The 25,725-nt window shown below is 46.5% G+C and carries 24 protein-coding genes; 17 read left to right on the forward strand and 7 right to left on the reverse strand.

Annotation, left to right across the window (positions count from 1 at the left end):
* Positions 1 to 5: 5 nt before the first annotated feature.
* The 6 genes from ACXAGP_RS03570 to ACXAGP_RS03595 all read left to right on the forward strand — a co-directional run bounded on the left by ACXAGP_RS03570 (position 6) and on the right by ACXAGP_RS03595 (position 8,631).
* Positions 6 to 1,736, forward strand: a complete 1,731-nt coding sequence (locus tag ACXAGP_RS03570) for an adenylate/guanylate cyclase domain-containing protein (RefSeq protein ID WP_475259570.1) — start codon at positions 6 to 8, stop codon at positions 1,734 to 1,736.
* Complete coding sequence (locus ACXAGP_RS03575; protein ID WP_475259571.1) at positions 1,733 to 3,424, forward strand: adenylate/guanylate cyclase domain-containing protein; 1,692 nt, start codon at positions 1,733 to 1,735, stop codon at positions 3,422 to 3,424. The genes ACXAGP_RS03570 and ACXAGP_RS03575 overlap by 4 nt, the downstream gene beginning before the upstream one ends.
* 124 nt (positions 3,425 to 3,548) lie before the next feature.
* Positions 3,549 to 4,040, forward strand: coding sequence for a hypothetical protein (locus ACXAGP_RS03580; RefSeq protein ID WP_475259573.1), 492 nt, complete (start codon positions 3,549 to 3,551; stop codon positions 4,038 to 4,040).
* 36 nt (positions 4,041 to 4,076) lie between these two features.
* Positions 4,077 to 5,363 carry a metal-dependent hydrolase family protein gene (locus ACXAGP_RS03585; RefSeq protein ID WP_475260242.1) on the forward strand — a complete coding sequence of 429 codons (1,287 nt, stop codon included), beginning with the start codon at positions 4,077 to 4,079 and terminating at the stop codon, positions 5,361 to 5,363.
* Positions 5,364 to 5,488: 125 nt separating this feature from the next.
* Positions 5,489 to 7,507 carry an ATP-binding protein gene (locus tag ACXAGP_RS03590; RefSeq protein WP_475259574.1) on the forward strand — a complete coding sequence of 673 codons (2,019 nt, stop codon included), beginning with the start codon at positions 5,489 to 5,491 and terminating at the stop codon, positions 7,505 to 7,507.
* The gene (locus ACXAGP_RS03595) at positions 7,504 to 8,631 is read left to right on the forward strand and encodes a response regulator (RefSeq protein ID WP_475259575.1); all 1,128 of its coding nucleotides are present in this window, start codon (positions 7,504 to 7,506) and stop codon (positions 8,629 to 8,631) included. The genes ACXAGP_RS03590 and ACXAGP_RS03595 overlap by 4 nt, the downstream gene beginning before the upstream one ends.
* Before the next feature lie 7 nt (positions 8,632 to 8,638).
* Here ACXAGP_RS03595 and ACXAGP_RS03600 read toward each other — a convergent pair whose 3' ends face one another.
* Entirely contained in the window at positions 8,639 to 9,040 is a 402-nt protein-coding gene (locus ACXAGP_RS03600; protein ID WP_475259576.1) for an MAPEG family protein, read from the reverse strand.
* A 124-nt stretch (positions 9,041 to 9,164) separates the two neighbouring features.
* Between ACXAGP_RS03600 and ACXAGP_RS03605 the strand changes: the two genes are divergently transcribed.
* The 3 genes from ACXAGP_RS03605 (at position 9,165) to ACXAGP_RS03615 (ending at position 12,494) form a co-directional block, all read left to right on the forward strand.
* A complete protein-coding gene (locus tag ACXAGP_RS03605; RefSeq protein ID WP_475259577.1) occupies positions 9,165 to 9,908 on the forward strand; it encodes an alpha/beta hydrolase-fold protein in 744 nt (247 codons plus the stop codon).
* 75 nt (positions 9,909 to 9,983) lie between these two features.
* Positions 9,984 to 11,459: a S10 family peptidase gene (locus ACXAGP_RS03610; protein ID WP_475259579.1), complete on the forward strand. Its 1,476-nt coding sequence runs from the start codon at positions 9,984 to 9,986 to the stop codon at positions 11,457 to 11,459.
* Between the two features lie 93 nt (positions 11,460 to 11,552).
* Positions 11,553 to 12,494, forward strand: coding sequence for a S41 family peptidase (locus tag ACXAGP_RS03615; protein WP_475259580.1), 942 nt, complete (start codon positions 11,553 to 11,555; stop codon positions 12,492 to 12,494).
* Positions 12,495 to 12,508: 14 nt separating this feature from the next.
* On the opposite strand, the gene ACXAGP_RS03620 is transcribed toward ACXAGP_RS03615, so the two are convergent.
* The 3 genes from ACXAGP_RS03620 to ACXAGP_RS03630 form a co-directional block, all read right to left on the reverse strand.
* A complete protein-coding gene (locus ACXAGP_RS03620) occupies positions 12,509 to 13,393 on the reverse strand; it encodes a succinylglutamate desuccinylase/aspartoacylase family protein (RefSeq protein ID WP_475259581.1) in 885 nt (294 codons plus the stop codon).
* Positions 13,394 to 13,479: 86 nt separating this feature from the next.
* The gene (locus ACXAGP_RS03625; RefSeq protein ID WP_475259582.1) at positions 13,480 to 13,680 is read right to left on the reverse strand and encodes a hypothetical protein; all 201 of its coding nucleotides are present in this window, start codon (positions 13,678 to 13,680) and stop codon (positions 13,480 to 13,482) included.
* Positions 13,681 to 13,773: 93 nt separating this feature from the next.
* Positions 13,774 to 15,681, reverse strand: coding sequence for a glutamate-cysteine ligase family protein (locus ACXAGP_RS03630; protein ID WP_475259584.1), 1,908 nt, complete (start codon positions 15,679 to 15,681; stop codon positions 13,774 to 13,776).
* Between the two features lie 376 nt (positions 15,682 to 16,057).
* Between ACXAGP_RS03630 and ACXAGP_RS03635 the strand changes: the two genes are divergently transcribed.
* The 6 genes from ACXAGP_RS03635 (at position 16,058) to ACXAGP_RS03660 (ending at position 21,840) form a co-directional block, all read left to right on the forward strand.
* On the forward strand, positions 16,058 to 17,287 hold the full coding sequence (locus ACXAGP_RS03635; RefSeq protein ID WP_475259586.1) for an ATP-grasp domain-containing protein: 1,230 nt from the start codon (positions 16,058 to 16,060) through the stop codon (positions 17,285 to 17,287).
* Between the two features lie 79 nt (positions 17,288 to 17,366).
* Positions 17,367 to 18,443, forward strand: coding sequence for an alpha/beta hydrolase-fold protein (locus ACXAGP_RS03640; protein ID WP_475259588.1), 1,077 nt, complete (start codon positions 17,367 to 17,369; stop codon positions 18,441 to 18,443).
* A 63-nt stretch (positions 18,444 to 18,506) separates the two neighbouring features.
* Positions 18,507 to 19,670, forward strand: a complete 1,164-nt coding sequence (locus tag ACXAGP_RS03645) for an ATP-grasp domain-containing protein (protein ID WP_475259590.1) — start codon at positions 18,507 to 18,509, stop codon at positions 19,668 to 19,670.
* Positions 19,671 to 19,683: 13 nt separating this feature from the next.
* Complete coding sequence (locus ACXAGP_RS03650) at positions 19,684 to 20,424, forward strand: esterase family protein (protein WP_475259592.1); 741 nt, start codon at positions 19,684 to 19,686, stop codon at positions 20,422 to 20,424.
* A gap of 90 nt (positions 20,425 to 20,514) precedes the next feature.
* Positions 20,515 to 21,057, forward strand: coding sequence for a heme NO-binding domain-containing protein (locus tag ACXAGP_RS03655; protein WP_475259593.1), 543 nt, complete (start codon positions 20,515 to 20,517; stop codon positions 21,055 to 21,057).
* Between the two features lie 81 nt (positions 21,058 to 21,138).
* Positions 21,139 to 21,840, forward strand: a complete 702-nt coding sequence (locus ACXAGP_RS03660) for a helix-turn-helix transcriptional regulator (RefSeq protein ID WP_475259594.1) — start codon at positions 21,139 to 21,141, stop codon at positions 21,838 to 21,840.
* Here ACXAGP_RS03660 and ACXAGP_RS03665 read toward each other — a convergent pair.
* Positions 21,829 to 22,221: a rhodanese-like domain-containing protein gene (locus tag ACXAGP_RS03665; protein WP_475259596.1), complete on the reverse strand. Its 393-nt coding sequence runs from the start codon at positions 22,219 to 22,221 to the stop codon at positions 21,829 to 21,831. The two genes, ACXAGP_RS03660 and ACXAGP_RS03665, sit on opposite strands and share 12 nt — an antisense overlap.
* Positions 22,222 to 22,340: 119 nt before the next feature.
* Here ACXAGP_RS03665 and ACXAGP_RS03670 point away from each other — a divergent pair, with 119 nt between their 5' ends.
* Positions 22,341 to 23,303 (forward strand): helix-turn-helix domain-containing protein, encoded by a 963-nt coding sequence (locus ACXAGP_RS03670; protein WP_475259597.1) that lies wholly within the window; start codon positions 22,341 to 22,343, stop codon positions 23,301 to 23,303.
* 54 nt (positions 23,304 to 23,357) lie between these two features.
* Positions 23,358 to 23,648, forward strand: coding sequence for a YebG family protein (locus tag ACXAGP_RS03675; RefSeq protein ID WP_338290941.1), 291 nt, complete (start codon positions 23,358 to 23,360; stop codon positions 23,646 to 23,648).
* A 231-nt stretch (positions 23,649 to 23,879) separates the two neighbouring features.
* Here the strand turns inward: ACXAGP_RS03675 and ACXAGP_RS03680 are convergent, their stop codons facing one another.
* Positions 23,880 to 24,782, reverse strand: coding sequence for a DMT family transporter (locus ACXAGP_RS03680; RefSeq protein ID WP_475259599.1), 903 nt, complete (start codon positions 24,780 to 24,782; stop codon positions 23,880 to 23,882).
* A gap of 9 nt (positions 24,783 to 24,791) precedes the next feature.
* Complete coding sequence (locus ACXAGP_RS03685; RefSeq protein ID WP_475259600.1) at positions 24,792 to 25,682, reverse strand: DMT family transporter; 891 nt, start codon at positions 25,680 to 25,682, stop codon at positions 24,792 to 24,794.
* Positions 25,683 to 25,725: the final 43 nt, after the last annotated feature.

Below are 25,725 nucleotides of genomic sequence, written 5' to 3' on the forward strand. Positions count from 1 at the left end.
ATGCTATGAAAGCTACCGTAGGCATCACCACCAAAATATTCGCCATTTCGGTGAGCGTATTATTGCTTTTGCTGCTCATTGCTGTCAGTACCCACCTGAAAATTCGCACCATTAATACCGAAGTCAAATACCTTGCAGAGCACATTCTTCCCATTGTTCGGCTTATCGACGAAGCCACCATTAACATGCTGGAACAAGAAGTACACGTTGAACGCCTACTCAAGCTTTATCACTCTCCACAGACCAGCAATAACAGTGTTGCTCACGAGCGAGAAGAATTGGAAAAGCATTTTCAACGGGCCAATCAAAGTCTATTAGCGGCTGAGCAACAATTAAAACAAGCACTGCTTGCCATACCTGAGTGGTTAACGGATACCTTAAACAGCACGTCGATAAAGGGTGTTATCAGAGTACGAGAAGAAAACCATCAATACCACGAACGCGCAATCTACCTTATCCAACATCTGGACGACGAAACGCTCACCAATATCAAACAAGTGGAACTCAAGCTGGCCACAGCCGAAAACGAATTAAACCGGGATGCCGAGAATGTATTGAGCCATTTACAGAACTTCACAATTACCACGGCACGACAAGCTGAACGCCATCAAGAAGCTATCTTGTGGCAGAACCTGGTGCTTAGTGTTATCGCCATTTTGGTGGGCCTGATTTATGCTGGCGTCTTGTCCCGCAAACTGAGCCACCCCGTACGAGAACTCAATGAGCAGGTGTGCCGTGCGCTGGAGGCAAAGGACTACAAAGACGTCATTGCGCAAAGCAACGATGAAGTAGCACTGCTAACGTCACGCTTTAACCTGGCCATGACCACATTGCGCCGTTCAGAACAGTTTAAAGATATGTTTGGCCAATACCTGGATCCGCGACTGATATCCCAACTGGAATCTAATGTCGTCGCCGTCAATCTGGATGGCGAACGTCAAAGGGTCACGGTAATTCTATCAAACCTGGAAGGATTGACGTTGCGCTCCGGAGCCCTGAACCCAGAGCAATTAGTAATGCTGATCAATCGTTACCTGGAAATTCAATTGTCGGCCAGCAGTGAGTACCGGGGAATACTCAATTTTACCTTAACCGAAATACTCAGCTTTTGGACCCATCCATTCTCCGAGCAACAGCAGCAATCTGATCACGCTTGCCACATGTTATTGGCCCAGATTGAGGGCGTCCGTCAGTTTAAGCGCTTTCTGGCGCAATCCGAGTCCAAAATACTTACTCATGACGAACTTGAATTCAGAGCGGGCCTGGCTTCTGGTGATTTAGTGGTGGCCAATATGGGACCTTCTGGGGCGCGCGCTTTTACTGTCATCGGTGATGAAGTCAATGCCGCCAGCCGGCTTAAAGGCGTAGCGCGCTTTTTTGCCATCAATGCTGTTTTGAGCGACGAAATCGTGCAACCCCTATCCGATAAATTTGTTGTGCGCCCCTTGGGCTGGGTGAAAGTACCCGGCAAAGAGGAGCCCATTAAAACCTGGCACCTTTTGGGCTATCAAAAAGACCTGTCGCAAAGCCAGCTTAGTGCCCTGGCAACTTATAATGAGGCGTTTGGCAAGTTCGAAAAACGGGATTACACGGCTGCATTACACAGCTTTGAACAATTTTTAAAGGAAACACCGGAAGATTCGGTAACAGTTAAGTTTATCCAACTGTGCCACCAGCTTTCATTGCAAGCAGGCCATGGGGAGAACCTTATCCATTGGGAGATTGAGCAAAAATGATCAACCGCATTTACATCCCGCTCAGCGCCAAAATCTACGGTATCTGCCTGCTTATGCTGTCACTGTTGATGGTAGTTGCCACGGGCAACTATTTGCGAATGACCTTCATCAAGGAAGAAGTAAAGGACGTAGCTGAGTTCATTTCGCCCATCAACAAACAAGTCACCCTGATTTACGCCCATGTACTGGAACAAGAAATTGCATTTGAGCGAATGCTGCGCCTGATTCAGGAAAAACCTGAAAACACGGTTGCCATTGAGCAACAGCAGGAAGAAATCCAACAACTGGCCGCGCTCATTCAAACCCAAATTAAGGAAACTCGTTTATTGTCAGAGGGGGCCACAACAGAGGCGCAAATAAAAGAAGACATAATTACCTTGGCCAGATTATCTCCCGAACTTCGAATGCTGGCAGAGGACCACCGGGAGTTTGCCACCTTATATGAATCCCTGGTCAAGGCAATTCAACAAAATGAATTAGAAGAAAGTCGACTTCTGGATGAACGCCTGGACCGCCTTGAAACCATATTCAACAATCGTATCGATAGATTATTACACGAACTAGTGACTATTACCGAAACCAGCGTCAGCAAAATTCAGGCGCAAGACACCGCACTACTGTACTTTAATTTGCTGCTCAGTATCATCGCAACGATTTGCGGTATTGTATTGGCTGCGCTCATTTCCAGGCGGGTAGTTAAGCCACTGAAAGCACTAGTTTCTGGTACCGATGCCTTGCTGGCAGAGAACTATCGGCACCAGATAGCAATCAGCAGTCACGATGAAATCAGTGAGTTGACCCACTCCTTCAATCAGCTAATGTGCGATGTGGATAAAAAAGAAACATTACGCGCCTCAATGCAAGAATACCTGGACCCTCGTGTAGTCAAGCTTCTCACCGAATACCCTCAGTATCTCAAAGGCACCAGGCAGCAAGCCAGCGTCTTATTTTCGGATATTGCCAATTTCAGTAAACTCAGTGAAACCCTGTCACCCGAGTCATTGGTAGCCGTGATCAATGAATACTACAACCTGGCTGGCAATGCGATTTTACAAATCGATGGGGTCGTGGATAAATACATTGGCGACGCCATTGTTGCCTTCTGGAGCCCGCCTTTTACTGAGCCCTCCAGTATTGCGCGTCTTGCCTGTCGCGGTGCGCTGAAACAATTAGACCAGTTAAATCACTTGCGGCTTAATCTACCGGATTTGGTGGGCGTTCGAAAAGGTTTACCGGATATCAATATCCGCATCGGTATTGCCACCGGAGAAATTGTGGTGGGTAACGTGGGTACCAGACAAAATCGGTCTTTTACCATCATTGGAGAATCGCTCAACATTGCTGAACAGCTTGAGCAAATGAACAAGCAATTAGGCACGCAAATTCTGGTAACTGAAGCAACTAAAGTCAGAGCTGGTGATGAATTTATGTTTCGCCTGGCTGGGCTCTTACCCACCGAAGGCGATGCGGATAATCCCCAACCGGAGCGAGTTTACAATCTGCTTGGTTACAAAGAAGCATTTACCGAACAACACATTGCTGCCTTGCAGCAAGTAGACAGTGCCGTTGTCGCCTATTTTAACGATGATTTGGGGACGGCCAAAGCGGGATTTGAGAAATTTCTCAGCAAAATCCCGATAGATAACCTGTCCGAATATTATCTGGATTGCATATCAAGAACGAAATAAACGCAGGGGCAGTAATTGTGTTGTCGCCGAATTTGCTTTATTTGCTCGCTATTGATACCGTTTCGGCTGGAATCAATTCCGGCAATCAGATGTGACCCCCTGGTGCCAATTTCGGGAGTGTGTAGTGTCGTTATCTGTGGTGGGTATTTTCCATACTCTTTTTGGGCTTTTTGCACTTATTGCAGCAGCCTGGCTGATTATCAAGTTTCAAAAAATCGCTATCAGCCATCCCTTGGGCAAGTTGTATATGCTGGCTACAGCTATTACCGCAGGCACCTCGTTTTTTATTTTTAATCACGGGGGATTTAACATCGCCCACGGTCTGGCAGCCCTAACGTTAGCTGCGCTATTTGTGGCGATACTGCTGTCACTGTTCAAGATTTTCGGCACGCTGACCCCATACTTTCAGCTAGTTGCCATGAGCAGCACGTTACTTTTTCATCTCATTCCGGCGGCAACAGAGGTGCTAACCCGCTTCCCTCTTTCAGATCCATTGGTAAAAAGCTTTGACGATCCGCTTCTACACAAGACCTTTTTAGTGATATTAGTGCTGTTCCTGGTGCTACTTATCTGGCAAATAGCGCGTTTAAAACGCAAAACTATTTACATACGGTAACGCTTTAATATTCGGAGATTTGGTTTGAAAAATCCTATTTGGCATAAACTGATTGCACTTGTTCTCGCCCTGATCTGTGGCCAATCCCAGGCACTGACTTTTATTCACGCCGGAAAGATCATTCCGGCGGATTCCGATGAAATATTATTTCGCTCCACGATTGTCATAGACGGCAATAAAATTGTGCGTATTGAAAGCGGTTATTCCACACCAGACTTCGAAGACACGCTGATTGATCTTAAAGACGCCACCGTGATGCCCGGACTGATGGATATGCACGTCCATATCTCATCACAACATGGACCGGGCAGCTATGTAGAACGATTTACGAAAAATGAAGCCGATTATGCACTGAAAAGCGTCAAATACGCGGAAGTAACATTAATGACGGGATTCACAACAGTGCGTAACCTGGGTGACCGCTACAATGAAACGGTTGCCTTAAAACGTGCCATTAATGCTGGCGATATCGTCGGCCCGCGCATTTATACAGCGGCCAAAAGTATCGCCACAACAGGCGGTCATGCTGACCCAAGCAATGGTCACAACAAGCAATTAATGGGCGACCCGGGTCCAAGAGATGGGGTTGTCAACGGTGTAGCCGACGCACGCAAAGCAGTGCGACAACGTTACAAAGACGGCGCGGATCTCATCAAGATAACTGCCACAGGCGGTGTATTGAGCTTGGCTAAAAATGGTCAAAACCCACAGTTTATGGATGATGAACTGGAGGCTATCGTTGCCACGGCAAAAGATTATGGTATGACAGTAGCCGTGCATGCCCATGGCAAAGAAGGTATGGAAAGAGCTATCAAAGCAGGAGTTTCCTCTATCGAACACGGCACCTATATGGATGAAACCACCATGGATCTGATGAAACAATACGGCACCTATTATGTGCCCACGGTACTGGCAGGTAAGTGGGTTGCAGAAAAATCTCAGATAGACGGTTTCTTCCCTGAAGTTGTGCGTCCTAAGGCCGCAGCAATAGGCCCGTTAATTCAAAATACCTTCCGCAATGCCTACCGGGCAGGTGTGAACATCGCCTATGGCACCGACTCTGGAGTATCCGCCCACGGTGATAACTGGCAAGAGTTTATTTATTTGGTTGAGGCGGGAATGCCGGCACTGGACGCCATTCGCAGTGCCACCTACCACGGGGCTAAGCTGCTTAACATTGAGGACCAATTAGGCACGCTGGAAGCAGGCAAGTTAGCGGATATCATCGCTGTCTCTGGCGATCCATTACGAGATATCAATGCCATGGGCAATGTCATCTTTGTTATGAAAGACGGTAAGGTGTACAAAAACACCGCCGAATAACTGGCTGACAGTTTATACCTTTGAAAACGCTTCCTAATTGGAGCGTTTTTTGTTTCTATCGAAACTGTAAAGTTCCCACTAATGCGTCTATCTTTGGTGTATAACCTTATGCAGTAATGCGCCCAATGACGGACAATCCTGAAATCAATAAACTCAAGCTACGTCTTGCTAGAGAGAAAAATGCTCGTAAACAAGCAGAGAAGCTTTTGGAAGAGAAAAGTCTGGCTTTGTTTAACAGCAATGAGGAACTCAAAGCGATAGCACAAAATCTGGAGTCACTGGTTGAGGATCGCACTCGCGCCCTGCAATGCTCCATGCAGGAGGCTCTGCAACTGGCCACAGCAAAAAGCCAATTTCTGACCAACATAAGCCACGAGTTTAAAACGCCGCTGAACGGCATTCTCGGTTCGCTTAATTTGCTCAAGCAAACAGCGCTTACTGAAGAACAGCTGTACATGGCCGACACTGCAGAAAACTGCGGCGAAAACCTGGTGCAACTCATCAACAATGTGTTGGATGTTAGCCAACTTTCCAATGGCAACGTCACCCTATTGAATGTGCCCTTTAGCCCCATCGAACTAAGCAATCAGGTACAGCAGGAATTCCAGTCAGAAATCGACTCAAAAGGAATAACACTCTCGGTACAGATACAGCAACTGCCGACTTTATTAAAGGGCGATCCACAGCGGATCAAGCAACTGCTGACCCATTTGCTTTCCAATGCCATCAAATTCTCGCAGGATGGCGAGATTCAGGTGATATTGAGTTATTCTAAGTCTGGGTTCTCGCTTGTAGTGGCGGACCAGGGCATAGGTATCAGTGAGCAACAACAAAAAGACATCTTCAACCTGTTTACTCAGGCTGATGAATCTTTAACCCGACTGCATGGCGGTGTCGGTTTGGGATTAACCCTTTGTCAGAAGATTTGCCATCTGTTCGGTGGCACAATTAAACTGCAGTCCACACTCAATCATGGAACGAAAGTGAGTGTCACCTTACCTCTTGCTCAAGATTCAGAAGAGATACTGCAGCAAGCGCTAACATCGCCAAACACAACGGAGTTCAAGGGGCAAACTGATTCGCAAATACGCTTTCACAAACAAACCGTTTTACTGGTTGAAGACAACATCATTAATCAAGAGGTGATCAGCGATTTACTGCACGCCATGAACCTGGAAGTCATCATTGCTGAAAACGGAAAAAAAGGCGTCGAATCGTTTCTCAATGGCGCTCCGCATTTGATACTGATGGATATTCAGATGCCAATCATGGATGGCCTTGAAGCGATGCGCACCATCCGCCAATCAGGCCGTCCCAATGCTACCCTACCCATTTTGGCGTTAACGGCCCATAGTCTGGCTGAAGACCGAAAACGCAGCTTCGACGCAGGTGCCGACGAGCACCTTACCAAACCCATTAACTCAACCACACTTGCCAAAGCTTTGGCGCTCTACCTTGCTCATGATGTAGTTGTGAACCAAGCGGACACGCTCCCTCAAGGTAAGCCAGTTTCCGAGGAAGCGTCACTCTACGGCATTGACTTGCCAAGCGTTACTGATCGGTTAATGCAAAATGACGACCTGGTTGCCAAAGTGTTTGCTATGTTTGTGGAACAGTACCAAGGTTTTGCTGAGTCCCTGAAAAACGCCATAGCGGCCCTTGATCAAGAATCAGTACAGCGAGCCTTGCACACGCTTAAAGGCAGCGCCGGCAATATCAGTGCCCTGAAAGTCGCTGAGTACAGCGCAGCTCTGGAAAAGAGTTTGAAACACACAGCGTTGAGTAACGCCTGGCTAGAGGAGCAAGGTGATAAACTCACTGATTTATTTTGCGAACTAGACAAAGTTATTAAAGCACTGCGCAACAGGCTCAATCTCGATGAAAAACCTCAGGCCGATGGGTCGCCGCAAGGAATATTCGACGCCAACAAGACCCAAGCCTGTATTGAAAATATTGTGCAACACATTTACGTAGACTTGAGTGAAGTAGAATCAGGTTTAAAGCAATTGCAAAGTATGCCAATGCATCCGGCACTGTCACCTCATATTCAGGTTTTGCAAAACGCTTTACAAAATTTCAACTATGATGAAATGGAACAAAGCTGTTCTGACATGTTAGCTATTATTCTCGAGGTACCCAAGTGACTAACAAAAACGCCACCGTACTGGTTGTCGATGACTCCGCCGCTGATTTACAAATTACCATGTCCGCCATCAGCGGCCAATTCAAAGTGCTTGCCGCAAAAAACGGGGAGCAAGCTATTGCCATGATGGATAAAATCAAAGCGGATATCGTATTGCTGGATGTCAATATGCCAGGACTTGATGGCTATCAAACCTGTGAACAGCTCATCGCTAAAAATGACGAAGTGGACATTATCTTTGTTTCCTCCAACGACTCCACCGAAGAAATTATGAAGGGCTATGAGCTGGGTGGTAGCGACTATATCGTGAAGCCGATTATGCCCGAGGTATTACTGAGCAAAGTAAACAAGTTAATCGCTAATAAAAGTCAGAAAAGGGCCCTCAAAGATGAAGCCGCCAACGCCTCCATGGTAGCCATGACGGCCATGTCCAGCTCCGGCGAATTAAGTGTGGTGTTAGAATTTTTACGCAACAGTTTTAAATCCAAATCTGAAGCGGAATTGGCAGATCTGATTATCAATAGCCTGCATGGTTATTCGATTCAGGCATCATTTGAAATCCGGATACTGGATGAAGTGCATTATTACGGTACTTCTGGCGAGGTATCGCCAGTTGAAAAGGCCTTATTAGGTCGAATTGCTGAGATGCAAGAACGGCTCTCAGAACACGGCCAAAGGCTGTTCATTAACAATGGCCTGGTGAGTTTCATAATCAAAAATATGCCAGTGGAAGACGAAGAACGCGCAGGTCGATTGAGAGATTATCTGGCGATCCTTTCAGAAGGCGCTACAGAGAAAGTAGAAACCATGGCTCAGCTAGCTAAAGCGGCGGAGCAACGTTCAGAGTCCATGACCGCTATTATTGCAGAAGCGAACGAAGCGCTGGCTTACATTCATCAAACCCAGCAAGATATTGAGAAGCAAAACATCGCCTTACTGGATGACTTAGTTCATGGAGTGGAAGAATCCTTCGTAGGCCTTGGGCTGACAGATGAACAGGAAAACGGCATATTGAGCCTTCTCAACGACGCACAAGAGAAATCCACCACGCTGTTTCACCAGAACGCACAACTGGAGAACGCACTGGAAAACATCGTGGCAAAATTCAAACAGCTAGTGGATTAAGGCTTTACTATAAGGTGGCCATTACCAGGTTTATCCACATGGCTACCACCACAAAAAAGGCCGCAAAAAAGCTCAACATGCGATGCAGTACATGGTTGTAGCTTAAGTGTATAAAGGCGTGTAAGTAACGCAGTGCCACAAACGTCCAGGCCAGATACAAACCCACACCCTGCTCTACCTGCAATACAATATGTAATATCGCAGCGGCGTAAAACAGCGTAGGCACTTCAAATTGATTGTTAAAACTACGTCCGGTTTTTGCCACGTATTCAGGCAGCTCCTGTCCTTGCATCAACTTGTAATAACGCGCTTTAACATCGCCCGCTTTTACGCTTTTAAAACGGCTGGACAGTGTGATCAACCCCACCACCAAGGTTAATAACACCATAGCAAACATCGCGAGTAACATATTGGCTTCCTTTTCTTTGAATTGTTTTAATCAATTCCAGTGTATTGCGCCTGACAGACTGGCGCAATCCCCGGTTGTGATTCATAGTGATATGACAAATTCAGCAAACACTGTCGGAGCCCCCATGCAAAAGAGCTTTCACAAATTTCCAAATCATTTTATGGGTCGTGAATTTTACATGTGGAGCTATGGTCATTATGGGCAACCGGTTTTGGTGTTTCCCTCTGCCTCCGGCATGGCCCATGAATGGGAAGCGGAAGGTATGATTGCCCTGCTTTCCCCCCTCATCAATGACGGCAAAGTAAAGCTGTATTGCCCGGAGAGCAACGTTTCACAAACCTGGAATAGCAAACACACTCACCCGGCGGATTTTATCAAAGGACATCAGGCTTATGAGCACTTTATCGTGAATCATATCGTGCCCTGGATTTACCACGATTGCCGGATGGACAAGCTCCCGCTTGCAACCACTGGGGTCAGCATGGGGGCCTATTACGCCGTTAATCACACCCTGAAATATCCTCATATTTTCAGCACCTGTTTCGGCATGAGTGGCCGCTACGAAGTTTCCAGTTTCACTCATGGTTTCAATAACCAGGATATCTATTTCAACAATCCCATTGCGTATCTGTCCAATATGGACGGTGAAATACTGGAACAGGTGCGTGGACAATGCGAATTTATCCTCACCTGTGGTCAGGGAGCCTATGAAGACGGTTGCCTTGAAGAAACCGTAAAGTTGGGCGAAATTATGCAGCATAAAGGGCTCAAAGTAGAATGCGATATCTGGGGTAAGGATTCAGTGCACGACTGGAACGCCTGGAAGCAACATACTATCAAGCATTTTAGTCACGTGATTGGGTATTAAACGTTTTAACGATTATACTCCTGCTGTCACCAACTCCACAAAAGGTATAATAATATGAGACGGAGTCCTCTCTGTTTGCGTGCAGTTTTATTGCTGGCAGCTTGCTATGCGACAAGTGCTTTTTCTAGTGAAAGCGAGCCCAAGCCAATTCCCGAGCCCGTCATGTCCATCACTCAGCACAAGGGCATTTTTAACGGCCAGCGCATGTCTTTTACTGCAAAAGCAGGCGAAACCCCGCTGAAGAACAAAGACGGCGATGTGACTGCTCACATCTTCTCTATGAGTTATATAAAGGATGATGTGAAAGACAGTGCGACTCGTCCCGTTTCATTTATTTTTAACGGTGGTCCGGGGTCGGCATCAGTGTGGTTGCACATGGGCGTATTTGGTCCCAAAAAGATCGTCATCCCAAGTGACGCAGAAGACGATGGAGCCGCGCCTTTTAGTCTGCTGGACAACCCCGATACAGTGCTGGATGTTACAGACTTAGTCTTTATTGACCCCGTTGGCACAGGCTTTAGTCGTGTAGTGGGCGAAGGTAAGAACAAAGACTACTGGGGGGTAAAGGAAGACGCAAAGTCCATCGCCCAATTTATCCGAATCTGGCTGAGAGAAAATGGTCGCTGGAACAGTCCCAAATTCATCGGTGGTGAAAGTTATGGTACAACCCGCTCGGCAGCACTGATAGAAGAACTTGAAGGCCGCTGGGATGATGTCTCAATTAACGGCATTTTACTGATTTCCACCATTTTAGACTTTACTATTGATACCTATGACCAAGGTAATGAAATGCCTTATATGGTGCAGCTTCCCACAATGGCCGCTACAGCCTGGTATCACAAACAAATAAATACAGAATTATCATTAGAAGAGTGGGTAGAGGCAGCTCGGCAGTTTGCACTGCGAGAGTACGCACCGGCTTTATTGCTAGGTCCCGCGTTGCAGGGCGAAGAACGCGATGCAATCAAGCGTAAACTGGCACATTTCACAGGTTTAAGCGAAACCTACCTTGAACGAGCGAACTTGCGGGTTCACTTTCAACGCTTCAACAAAGAACTCTTGCGTGAAGAAGGCGTGGCACTTGGCCGCCTTGACAGTCGATTCAAAGGCGAAGAATACGACGATGTTGGAGAATATCCTGAAACAGACCCTTCGTTTTATGGCATCGACGGCAGCTATACTGCTGCACTTAATCACTGGGTCAGAGAGGGATTGCAGTTCAATCCAGACCGCGAATACACCATTATTGGTGGTGTCACTGAATGGAACTGGTCGTTAAATGGCGAAGGCAGAAGACAACCCTATCTCAATGTCGCCCCTTATATAGGCAAAGCAATGCGAGGCAATAAAGATTTACGTGTGTTTAATGCAGCCGGGTACTATGACTTTGCCACCCCTCTGCTGGGGGCCGAGTATGCACTGAAACGCAACGGTATCGATCCAGAACGCGTGACTTACAAATACTACGAAGCTGGCCATATGATGTACATTCACCATCCCAGCTTTGCGCAATTTTTAATTGACGTGCGGGAATTCATCCAGGCTCGTTAAGCTTAATGTAAACCTGTATTGCAAGTTCCTGTGCTTGCAATACAGGTAATAAAATGAAACGCTTTCAGTCAGTAATTTGAAAAGGATTTTGCTGTGCTGCAACGAATTTCCGCCTGTGCGTTACTTTGCTTTCTCTTTGTGTGGCCTTACGCCAACTCCTCCGAGCTAAGTGAGCTGGATGAAATACTGGCAATCATGCAAGAACACCTTATTAACCGTGAAACGATTAATTGGCCAGAGACAAGCGGTACAGCCCGAGCCATGTTAACTAATGAAAATGACACCGAAGGGAAGTACCGGGCAATACACTACATATTGGCGCAAGCGAATACGAATCATAGTTTCTATCGCTCGAATACGCCGCGAAGATTCATTTTCCCGAATAACCTGAATTGCAAACAAGAAATAGCGCCACTAACTGAAATCCCAAAAAGCATCGGGTACATCAAAGTGCCGGGTTATCAGTCAGGTTCATGGCAAGAAAATCAGGATTTTGCAGAAAAGCTAAACCAACAAATACTCGCCCAAGATAGCTCGGAGCTGGAAGGCTGGATTGTGGATTTGCAGACTAATCGCGGCGGTAATATGTGGCCCATGCTCACAGGATTATCTGTCTTACTGAGCAATGGTACCCATGGTTATTTTTTCAAACCCGACGGAGAAGCCATTCCTTGGGGTATATACAAAAACAGTAGTTTTTTAAAGCAACAGATAATGAATCAGCTATCAAGTAGCAACGTACTGAAAAGCACCAACAAATCTGTCGCCATACTCAGCAGCAAACGAACTGCCAGTTCCGGCGAGGCAATCTTAATTGCTTTGCAAGGACTGGAAAACAGCAAGAGTTTTGGTCAACACAGCTGTGGTCAATCAACCGCTAATCGCGTCTTTGCATTAAAAAGTGGCAACCAGTTAACCCTCACAGTTTCGTATATGGCAGACAAAAACAAACGACGATTAGGCGGCTCAGTGCTCGTAGATCAAGTCACCGACAGCCCAGTTAAAGACGCCATCCAGTGGATTCAACAACGATAAATAAAGCCTGTGAGCTACTCATCAACCGCAATAAAAAAACCATCATCACCCTGTTTTTGATAACAGGGTAAAACCACCCGTCCGGCAAATGGCGACAATACCTCATCACCTTTGTCCAAAGCGAGCAATTGCCCGTTGTCTATCGCCTGCAGGTTGCGAAAGCCCGGCTGCATGTCGAAAAAGCCTTGATGTTCAATGTGATAACGGTATTTCACTCGGGTAAAGATTTCATCGGTACCTTCTACATGAAAGCGCAGGAATTGCTCAGCATCCTGGTAACACAGCTCATTCACCAGACAACCTGTAACCCGTAAAAAGCAAGCAAGGGCATTTTCCCCGACAACCTGAGTAATTTCAGCATCGTGCTGCCCACATTCCACTACCATGGTAGTCGTAACTTTATCGGCGTAATAGGCGGTAAGTGTGCCCGGTAATATCTCCACCAAATCAGCAATGGCGGGTAACGGCAACAAGTGAGCGATGCGCTCATTGGCAGGAGTATGTGGAAAGCAGGTAAAAGGCGTGCCATGGCCCGACATGGAGTGCATATCTAACAAATGGACGGGTTGATCCTTCGGATGCTCTTCAATCAAGGCATTGATATGATCGATTAAATGTCGGGCTTCATGCCATTCAGGCACATCAGAATGGCTTTCGTTGAGATAGTCCGACAGGAAGAAACGATTTAAATCTCGCTGGATAAAACGCGAATTGCGATTAGCAGCAATGAGGTTGCCGGTTACGCCGACGATTTTGCCAATAAAATCTCCGTGCTTTAATGTTACCGCCAGTCTGTCCATTGCCCGAAACCCCACATGCTCATTGCCATGCAGGGCAGCGATAACAATGACCAGGGGACCCGATTGGCCACTATCTAGTTCAGCAAAAATGCGTTCCAAAAAATCTCCAAAAACATCAAATCGGCGTTCCCATTAAGTGGGCACGGATGGGAAAACTTCAACTGAATTTAAATAGAATTCAGTAGTTATTTTGCGATGACGGCTTTTCGAGCAGAAAACCAGTGACTCACCAATAGTAACAGCATGCCTGTGATGTAGGCAGGATGAAGTATCAGACTGCCACCGTCTCTAAGTGCAGTCCAAACAGCGCTGAATATACAACCCAACGCAATCACAATGCAAAATCCGAAGAGCCAGTTGCGAGGTAAACTTTCCTTGTTGTCCATATCTTTCCCTGAGCATAAACTTTCCAAAACAAGACTATAATAGGCGCAAAATACCCGCAATGCATAGTCTGAAAAGTCCAGTTTTAATACTTGCTAATTGCCTTTTTCCAGCCACTTAGAAAATTCATCCATCAATTCAGCTTCCGTTAGCATACCAACCAAACCATCTTTGGACAGCACGGGCAAACAGCCTACTTTATGTGTCCGCATCAACGCCATCGCCTCTTCGATAGTATGCGTCGGTGTGATAGTAACCGTGGTTTTACTCATCACTTCTTGCACGGGCACTAAGTGCACATCACCTCGGGCGGCGTACTTGCCATAAATTTGTAAAATACTGCGATAAGACACCACACCAATGAGTTTACCATTATCCTCCACCGCCACATGACGAATATGATTCCAGTGCATGATCTTGGCGGCGAGATCGATTAGGTCGTCGGGATGTACAGTGAAGATATCCGTAGACATCACCTGCTCCACCAGCTGATTGTGCTGCTTAATCGCGCTAATCTCTGGCGGTGTCACATCTTGCCAGGTGTGTACCGGCTCACCGGAGGCCTGACGATTTAACATCGAAGAAGTTAACACCCGGCAGGCATTTTCCTTTTTCAGCCCCTTGTCCAAAATGGTGTTGTAATTGCGCAGCATCCAGATGGCACCATTTTGGTTGTGTTTAGTGCGCTCTTCTATCACGCCCAGATAGCGGTCGATGTCACCTGAGTCGATACCGCGATCTTTAAGTCCTTCTTTGGCAAGCGGTAACAGCTCCTGCAAGGTTAAATCTTCAAAGCCGTATCTTTTGCCCTTAAACCAGTGGAAGTCTGTCTCCATGGAGTGCTTTGCGGCATTATTAAAATTGAGTTTGGCGTCGGAAAAGTCCATATGCCTGGAAATATCTCCCACTTCCTTAGCATAACCGCATAACAAACCCAGATAAAAAGCACTGTTCGCCATGGTATCCAGCGGTGTTGGCCCCGCTGGTAAAATGCGATTCTCGATACGCAAATGGGGTTTGCCTTTACTGATGCCATAACAAGCGCGATTCCAGCGATACACGGTACCGTTGTGCAAACACAGCGCTTGCAGCTTAGGTACTTCACCCCTCTCTAAAGCATCAAACGGGTCGCAATCAATGTCCTGAGCAAACAGTACTCTAAAGCGCGCAATGTCTTCCTGAAAGAGCTCTAAAACCGATTCTTTGACCCAATGATTGCCGAACCACACGCGTGGCTCCTGTTCGCGATTGGCTTTGTTGGCTGAGCGGGTATCAATGGCTTGTTGAAACAAGGCAATTCGAGTTTCATGCCACAGGCGTTTGCCCATCAGGATTGGACTATTGGCTGCCAGTGCCAGCAAAGGTCCACTCACTGCCTGAGCAATGTTGTAATAAGTGGCAAAATCTTCCGGTGTCACCTGAAAATGCAACTGAAAGCTGGTATTACAGGCTTCTATCAGCACGTTGTCGTGGGTGAACATGAGCTCGTCTAAGCCTTCAATGTTAAGGCGACTGTCTTCACCGCGCATGCCACAGAGTACTTCGTTGATCATGCGATAACGCGGTTTGGGAGTAATGTTGTTGAGATTGAGATCGGATTTACTGATGGTGGGTAAAATACCTGTTTGGGCGACATAAGCTCCCATCTCGTTGGCTTTATCGCGGATCTGTTGCGTTAACTCTTTGAGCTGCGCTTCGATTCTGCGCAAACTCAAGGCATCAAATTCTTGCGGGTCGAGATTGGCTTCCAGGTTAAATAAAGCTAATTCCGGGGTAAAATAATCGGAATCTAAGGCTGTAAGTAAATCATGGCCCACTGAAGCGGGGCGCATTTGGGAGTCCACCAGGAAAAACTCTTGCTCTGCGCCGATACGACTTTTGTCCTTTTCGAACATGTCGTTTTCCAGCATTTGCTCCAGTGCCTGAATATCTCGAAGTAAATGACGCATGAACAAGCGAATGGCGTCTGCGGAACGATTAATACTGACTTCATGCTGGCCCATCCCAGCCTCCTTGTTTTTATGATCTCTTTGGGTGCGAGTGCGACTCGACCTTGTTCACATTTAACTGGCTCGCAATCTTCATTGTCATGAGCGATGCAAAAACCACATTCAATAACAGGGGTACTTTGACTATACGCACAAAAAAGCGCTTTGTTAAAGTTTTTTTAAGCTCGCACCCCTTATAAAACATAGGCTAGAGCGGGTTTCAGTTTACGTAAGGGTAAACCTGAAAGATGACAATATGGTTACTTGATGAGCATTTAACTTACCTTCCATCATCATTTAACTGTAGCCTGTTGCACTCACTGTAAATTAGGTCTAAACATAGAGGTTTAACTCAAATGTTTTAACTTGCCAAACAGGTAGCGAGAGCAAAATGAACCACAAAAAACTGGGATTGTTATTAGGGGATGAGGAAGATTGGCCAAGAGCCTTTGAGGGACTTGCGCGTTGGATGGGTGGCAAAATTGCCTGGCAAGACCAGCAATCACAAGTGGATGTTGAGCGCGTGCGCATACACCCCTTTAGTTTGCAGCACGGTACCAGCTATGATCTGGTGATTGACCGCCTCGCCTACTGGCATTTTACGCCGCGTGAATGGCTGAAAAAAGCGGCGTTGATGAACGATCTCTATTTGCTCAATAACCCCTTTACTTTTCAAAGCATGGAAAAACACAGTGCCTATTGCGCCATGATGCGTCTGGGCTTTAATGTGCCAGAAACCTGGTTTTTACCGCCCAAAGTGGGTCCCGACAACAAAAAATACAGTACTACGGCGGCCCGCTACCACGATTTGTTTGATTTACCGGAAATCGCCCGCAACATCGGTTATCCAATATTTATGAAACCCTTTGATGGTGGCGGTTGGCGAGGCGTAACTAAAGTGGATAACGAAGACGAATTGATGGCCGCATACCACGAATCAGACACCGAGCTTATGCACATCCAAAAAGGGCTGGATAACTTTGATGTGTTCGTGCGCTGCCTGGGTATTGGCCCCGATGTGCGCAGCTTTAAATACGATCCGGCCCAACCACAACACTTGCGCTATGTGCTCACCGATAAAGTAGTCGACGATGAAACCAATGAAGAAGCCTTGCTCACTACCAAAGTGATCAACGCCTTCTTCCGCTGGGATTTCAATTCCTGTGAAGCCATCTATAAAGATGGGCGTCTCTGGCCAATGGATTTTGCCAACGCCTGCCCGGATATCGCTCTCACCAGCTTGCATTACTACTTCCCATGGGCCATTTCCTCCTTGTACGCCTGGTCGCAGTTTTGTTTGGCCACCGAGCGTCCAATGCATGTCACCATGGATATCAAGCCCTATTATGAGATTGCCGACTCAGACAGAAGCTTCAAAGAGAAGCTAAGAGAATATGCCAAACTCGCCGATCAGCATCTGGATACCGAGCGCTATTGGGAATTTCGTCATACCGCGTTGAGTAATCTAGATGAAGTGATGTGGCACTTCACTCGCTCTGAGGAATTTGATCAGATCATCGTCTCTACCGTACAGGAGCTCTTCCCGGCTCACGAGCACGAACAGTTCATTGCTCATTATCGCGGCTTAATCGCCAAATGGGTTGAGGATAATAATCGCTAAAACTGCCAGAAAGACTTGGTTGTAGTGCAATTATCAGTAATATGCTGGTGAGAGAAGTTTGACAAAAAAGCGATCAAAAATGACAACTAGCACCATTAATTTTGCAGTTAATGCCGGACAACCTTGCCCGGCATTATGGATTACTGGTAATCACAAAAGCATTGGCAATTGGGAGCCGGAAGGCTTGCCCTTGTACAACGATAATGGCATTTGGAAAAGCTCACTGGAGGTGCCTAAAGGCACCCGGTTAGAATTTAAAATCACCGATGGCACCTGGGAAAGAGAAGCCATTGTCGAACGCTTTCCCGCCAAGGAAAACATCCAGGTGGTGGCAAACCAGGATATGGATGTACAGTTATCGGTAGCGCACTGGCATCAAAACCCACCCGCCATGCCAGACCACATCCAGGGGCAAGTGGACTATTTGGGACATCTGAGTGGCAGTGGTATTCGCGACCGGGAAGTGATCGTCTGGTTACCCACCGCGTATCTTAAAAATCCTCGTAAAAAATTTCCAGTGTTGTATATGCACGATGGTCAGAACCTGGTTGATCCCAATACCGCCTTTTTACACAGTGACTGGCGCATGGATGAAACCATTGAACGGTTGGCCACCGAAGGGCGCATCACCCCTCCTATTATTGTGGGGCTGTACAATACCGAAGATCGCCTTGAAGAATACGCTGATACTGAATCTGGTCGGAATTATCTGCGCTTTATCACACAGCAAGTTAAACCACTGATAGACGCAAATTACCGAACCCTGAAAAGCAAAAAGCACACCGCCGTGATGGGCTCTTCCATGGGCGGCTTAATTTCGTTTCTGGCAGCCTGGTATCACCCGGAAACCTTTGGTCAAGCCGCCTGTTTATCGCCCATGTTTTGGGGTAAAAAAATGGTGGATGTAAAGGCCTGGCAAATGGTGGAAGCCAATCCAAAGCAGCCAATTAATGCCCGTATTTATATGGATAATGGTACTAAAGAATTAGAGCGTTCTCTAATGCCTGGCTGTGTGCACATGTTAAGAGTTCTGGAAGATCGAGGTTATCAACAAGGTAAGAATTTGATGTGGTTTAAAGACGAGGGTGCCTGGCACAACGAAGCCGCCTGGGCCGCTCGCGTCTGGAAACCACTGGAATTTATGTTCGGCAAATAATTCACTAAGGCGCGTGGCGCATAAACGTTGCCACCGTGATTATTACTAGTCTGAGGGGTCGTTATGAATTTTATTTTTCTGTCACCGCAATTTCCGCCTAACTATTATTTGTTTTGCGAAGGGCTGAAAAAGCGCGGTGTCAATGTCATAGGCTTATCTGACGTGCCCTTAGAAAGCCTTTCGCCCCAATTGGTGGCGAATCTGTCAGATTATTACCAGGTAACTTCGCTGGAAAAATACGACGAAGTATACCGCGCGGTTGCCGCATTGATTCACAAACACGGACGCATCCATCAAATCAACGCCCATAACGAGCACTGGCTGGAACTGGAAGCCCACCTTCGTACGGACTTTAATATCCCCGGTATCAACCAGAGCATTTTGCCCGACGTTAAAAATAAATCCGATATGAAGCGCCGCTTTCGCCAGGCAGGCTGTAACGTGGTAGAAGGTGCCGTAGTAGACCATCCTGAACAAGCCCATGTTTTTGTAGAAAAATATGGTTATCCACTGGTGGCCAAGCCCGATAAAGGCGTTGGTGCATCGGGCACCTACCGATTAACCAATCACGGTGATCTGGAAGAGTTTTTGCGAGTAAAAGGGGATGGCACCTTCTTTTTTGAAGAGTTTATCGAAGGCGATATTTACACCTTTGACGGCATGGTGGACTACGATGGCAATCCGCTGTTTTTGATGTCTTGCACCTACTCATCCGGCGTCATGGATATCGTCAACAAAGACCTTGATCTGTTTTACTACTACGACCGGGAAATTCCCGAAGACCTGATCACTGAAGGTAAAAAACTACTCAAAGAATACGACTTGCGGATGCAGTTTTTCCACTTCGAATTTTTCCGGCGCTATAAAGACAATAAACTCATTTGTCTCGAGGTCAATATGCGCCCCCCCGGTGGCCGATCTATGGACATGTTCAATTTTGCCATGGATGCCAATCTCTACGACGAGTGGGCTAATGCGCTGTGTCATAACCAGCCAACACAACATCTGAGCATCAATCACTATTGTGCTTATGTAGGTCGCAAGCTGCATTTCAATTACAAAATGCACCACGACGAAATCCTTAAACAATACGGGCACCTGATCCGCTACAAGGGCGAAGTACCGCAAGTATTCTCCCGCGCCATGGGCCATTATTGTTATATTTTCTGCTGCCATGACAAAGAGGAAATGCTGTCCATTTGTCACGCCATGTTAGACAAGCATTAAAGCGGAGGCTGTTATGCATATCGAGTATCACAAATGGTATAGCGAGCGCCTCGGGCGTGAAATGGAACTGAAAGTTTATGGCCACTACGGCAAACCCATTTTGGTATTTCCCAGTTCTGGCGGTCGCTTCCATGAATTTGAAGACTTTAAGATGATCGAAGCCGCCTCGGGATTCATCAACGAGGGCAAAGTAAAATTTATCTGTATCGACAGTATCGACAAAGATACCTGGCTGAACAAAGGCGCCAGTGATGAGCATATCGGTGGTCGTCATGAAGCTTTCCACCGTTATGTGACCGAAGAGGTGGTGCCTTTTATCTGGCAAATTTGCGGTGGCAAAGTGGGCATAGCCACTCACGGGTGCAGCATGGGCGCCTATCACGCCGCCAATTTTTTCTTTAAAGAGCCGGGGATTTTTGATGCCGTGTTAGCCTTCAGTGGCGTGTATAACATCAAAAAGGTGTTAGGCCGCAACTATGGCACCGAGCAAATCTACTTCAACTCCCCCTTAGATTACCTGCCTAATATGAACGATCCTTGGTATATCTCCCGATACCAACAAAGCAAAATTGTAATATGCGTGGGCCAAGGCGCATGGGAAGATGAAATGATTGAGGATACTGCCGAGTTAAAAGGGATTTTAGCCGCAAAGCAAGTGGACGCCTGGATTGATTTTTGGGGGCACGATGTCGAGCACGACTGGCCCTGGTGGCGCAAACAAATCGTACACTTTTTACCCCATATCCTGGCATAGAGACTAACAGTAACTGGTTACAGTTTTTTTCAACAATCCATGATTAACAGGTCTATACTGGAAATTTGAAGTCTATAAGGAGTAGTTGCAATGAAAGGTGTGGTTTTTACCGAATTCATGGATATGGTGGAAGAGGTATTCTCAGATGACGTACTGGATGAAATCATCGACAAAGCCGATTTACCCAACGATGGTGCATACACCACGGTGGGTACCTATGACCATCAAGAAATCGTGCGCCTGGTGGTGGCACTCAGCGAAACCAGCAATATGCCCGTACCTGACTTACTGGAAACTTTTGGCAAACACCTGTTGGGCCAATTTGTTAAAGGCTACCCTCAGTTTTTCGATGAAGCCAAAGACGCGTTTGATTTTCTGTCCAATATTGATAGCTACATTCACGTTGAAGTATTAAAACTTTATCCTGATGCCGAGCTACCTAAGTTTTACCACGAACAACATTCCGACAAGCATCTGTCCATGTACTATCAATCTTCCCGTCATTTTGAAGATTTAGCCGTGGGCCTGATTAAAGGCACTCTGGCGCATTTCAACACTGAAGGCGCTGTCAGTAAATCGGAAGCGCAATGGCAAGGTGAAGAAGCCATCAAGTTTGATATTCACTTACATTAGTCCGAGACTACTGACAGAAATGGGTATTTCTGTCACTTAGATTGGTATCATTCATAACACTCAAAGCACATTGCCAGTATCATGAAAAAAGCAGAACGACTGTTCAGCCTGTTTACCTTACTTGCCAGTCGCCGCACCGCTATTACGGCTGAAGCGATTGCCGATGTAATGGAGATATCCATTCGCACTGTGTATCGGGACATCCGTTCATTGCAAATTGCTGGAGTCAATGTAGAAGGCGAGCCTGGTGTGGGCTATTTACTGGGTAGACAAAATCAACTTGCGCCTCTGATGTTTACCCCACAAGAGGCGCTGGCATTGTTAGTGGGTAGTCAAATGACTCAGGCCTTTACTGATCCAGACCTGCAATTAGCCGCCCAAAAAGCCACCGATAAATTTAAAGCCGTGTTACCTGAGTCCACCAAGCTTATGCTTGAAAAGCAACCCTATTGCATTCCGGTGCTGCACAGCGATGATCACTACCGCGATACCCATGCGATACTGCGCAAAGCCTGCGAACAACAGCAAAAGATCCGCGTGTGTTACTGTGACAAAAAAGGTCAACACAGTGAACGTACGCTATGGCCGCTGGGCATCATCGGTTGGTTCGGCAAATGGACATTACTGGCGTGGTGTGAATTGCGCAGCGACTATCGCAATTTTTTATTTGATAGCTTTTCCCAAATCACCCCACTGCCCGAGCACTTTCAACCTGATGCCCAATGCTCACTGCAGCATTATCTCAGCAGCATCAATGCACAATGTAAAAACTCACTGAGTTAGTTCAAAACCTTCATCTAACCAACCAGTGACACCACCGATCATTTTTTTCACTGGTCGTCCTGCTTTCGCCAGGCGAATGGCCGCTTTTTCGGTGGCATTACAATGGGGCCCGGCACAATACACCACAAACAAGGTGTCTTTCGGGTATTTAGCCAGGGTATCCGCACTGATTTTCCCATGAGGCAGGTTCTCAGCACCGTCGATGTGCCCTTGGGTAAATAGCGATTCTGCCCGCACGTCTAACAAAACAAAGTCCTGGCGCTGATTACTAATGGCAAAATGCACATCCCAGCAATCGGTTTCAAACTCCAGTAGTTCTTCAAAATGAGCGAGCGCACGAGTGGCAGATGCCGCAGGAATTCTGGCAACGGGTGAAGCCATGTTTATTCTCCAGTTGTAACAATCAGAGCTAAGTATGCTGAATAAATAACGAGCAAAAAACTGGCTTATTTAACACAGTTCGTTAATATTAAGCCAAACAGAGCACTGAGAACACAAGCATGAAAAAAGTCGCCATCCTGACCTTTGATCAGCAAGCTTTATTTGAATTAGGCTGCGCCACTGAGTTATTCGCTCTGTCGCGACCCGATATTGAAAACTGGTATCAAACCGAGATAGTGAGCTTTGAATCTGGTCTTTTGTCCGCCACAGGCGGTATCCAAATACAGAGTAAACCCGTAAATCATCTCAATGATTACAACATGCTGGTTATTCCTTCCTGGAGTGCCAAGCCTCGCACTATCCAACCTGAGTTAAAATCAGCCATTGTGAAAATGCACTACCAGGGCAAGCGCATACTCACCTTTTGCTCTGGCGCCTTTTTGTTAGCAGAGCTAGGTTTATTACGAGCCAGAAAAGCCACCACCCACTGGATGTATAAAGACGCCTTCACTGCCAGATTTCCCGACTGTGAATACGTAGAAGATGTGCTTTATGTTTACGATGGCGAAATTGGCTGCTCGGCAGGCAGTTCAGCGGCAATAGATTTGGGCATTGAAGTGATCCGCCAGGATTATGGCCATGAAATTGCCAATAAAGTGGCTCGTCGACTAGTGCTGGCAGCTCATCGCAGTGGTGGTCAATCCCAATACGTAGACAAACCTGTACCCAAGGGTCGCAACCTGTTTTCTGAAACCCTGGATTGGGCAGTGGAAAACCTGGATCAGAAACTAGACATCGATACTCTGGCCCGGCAAGCAAGCATGTCCCGCAGAACCTTTGATCGTAAATTCCGCAAAACCTTCAACATGAGCGCCAATGCCTGGTTAATAGAACAACGAGTGGCATTAGCCAAGCAGTTGTTGGAGGAAACCGCGCACAATATTGAGCGCGTAGCACAATATGCCGGTTTTGATAATGCCATGACCTTACGCCACCACTTCCGTAACCAGGTGAACATCACCCCAACCCGCTATCGCGAGCAGTTTAAAGATCATAATAAAGACTTGCAAAAATCTGCTTAAAGGCCATACTAAAGACTGTATATATTCACAGTATCAAACAGTTGAGGTTTACCTATGGCGGTAATCACTAAGTATGTCGTTGAGCACAAAGGGGTGGAAAAGTTGGTAACCACTGATAAAAAAGAAGCTGATAAATATGACAAAATGCTGGAAGTCGCAGACAACCTCGCAATTTATCTGGAAGCCAAAGGCATAAAGCTGGAAGAGTCTCAAATGGAAGACTTGTCCATTACCCTGTCTAAAAACAAAGACAACCTCAACAAGCTGTTTAAAGGCACCGAAGCCAACACCCTGTTAGAAGAAGAAAAAGCAGAAGTGGTCGCTCTACAATCAAAAAAAGCCTGATCCTGTAGCTCCGACTGTAGGTTCGACTGTAGGTTTGACTGTAGGTTCGACTTCAGTCGGACAGCTAGGCCATCGCGTCCAGCTCGCCGGTTTTTGCTCCCTGCAAAGAAGACCAGTCGGACAGCCAGGCCATCGCGTCCAGCTCGCCGGTTTTTTCTCCCTACAAAGAAGACCAGTCGGACAGCGGAAGTTGAAACAAAGCACCTTGTCCAGCTTAAGCTGGACCAACATTCACTTCTTAGACAAACAATACACGCCGATTAAGATAGCAACAGCCCCCAAATAATCGGTTACCAAAATGGGTTCTCCCACAATGACAGCCCCTATCAATAGCGCCACCACGGGCGGAACATAAGTAGAGGATGCCGCTTTAACCGCACCCAGTTGATTTACCAGGTAGTAGTAAAGCAAATAGGCAAGCCCTGTCCCCAGCACTCCCAAACCAACAACAGTGCCCAACAAGGTATGGGGTTCATTTCGCAGCTGCTCTACGCCATCAAAATCAGTGACCAATAATAAGAACAGTGCACTAAAACCTAATTGATAGGTGGTCAAAGCCGATGCTGGAATGTTCAATGGAGTTAAATATTTTCGAGCATAAACAAAGGAGCTGCCGACACATAAAGCCCCTACAAGAATATAGCTAATACCCTGCATGTTGTTTTGCAAAGTCGCCACATCAGCGAAAGGATTAGCGATAAAAATCACACCACAACAGCCAAAAAATAATCCAGTTAATCGAATCAAAGAAAAGCGCTCTTCGGGTAAAAACACTATAGCAAACACGAAAGAAAATAGCGGAATGGCTGCACTTGCAGCCCCGGCAATAGCCGAAGGCAAATATTGAGTAGCGCTGGCAAAGCCGAAGTAGTACACCACCGTTGCTAACAGTGCCATCACCAGAAAGTGGGGCGCATATCTGATGTGTCGTTGTTTTAGATCTCCCCGCCACCAGGCATAAAGGGCAACAGGTAGTAAACCACACAACACTCGAATGAACACGGTCTGCAATGGCGTGATATGGGCAATCGCCATTTTCATGTATATAAAATTTGCTCCCCATACCAAACCCAGCACCCCAAATGCGACGATGGGAAGCAGATTACTGTTACTGCGTAAATTAACCACCGACATGCTGCAATCTCACTCGCCTTTCACCTGAGTTCGCTGCTTGTTGGCAAAATACCCTGCTGCCGCTGCAAACATAAACGCTAGGGCATAAACAGATAACAGCGTCTCATCAAAAAACAGTACCAGGTAAATCAGTGAAATTAAGGGAGTGGCAAAGGTAAAGGTGGTAGCAAAACTCATATCGGCTTTTTTAATGGCCCAAATCCACAACAAATAGGAAATACCATTCACAAAGGCACCATTGAGTAAAATGGCAAACCACGCTTGTTGGGCTGGCCATTGCCACTGATCAGTTAAGAGCACTTGTAAACCAGACATTAAACAAGCAACGGCGAAGTATAATGTGGTGAGAGTGATTGGTTCATAATGGAAATATTTACTGAGCACGGAAAAAAGTGCAAAACAACTGGCTCCGATAAACACCCAGAATAGCGCAGCAGGCTCAGATATTTGCAGTGCCGAGAAATCCCCTTTGCTTAAAACTAATACCACCGAGCTAAATCCCAAAACCACTGCCAGCGTAGTGTAGCGATGCCAAGGCTCTTTCAGGATAAACACCGCCAACACACAGATGGTCACGGGCCAGGTGTACTGCATCACCAACACTTCGACACCATCGGCAAGTGAGTAACCTTGATAAAGTAAAAAGTAATAAAGCCAGGTACCTAATAAGCCATTGAAAAAGATCTTAATGCCATCTTTAACATTTAATGCTTTGATACTTCGCCATTTACCAGTACATAGACATATGCCAGCCATCACTGCAAAAGAAACCAAGCTGGATAAGAACAAAAATTGAATGCTGCTTAGCCCTTGCTGGCCTAATTTGGCAACAACCGGAATAAGGCCCCATAATGCGATGCAAAGCATCGCCAGGATTGCGGCTTGAAGTTTATTACTCATATTTGATTTTCAGCTCCTGGCGTAGTTGCAGCTATTATCACCT

The organism is Planctobacterium sp. AWM4_229, from assembly GCF_056160305.1.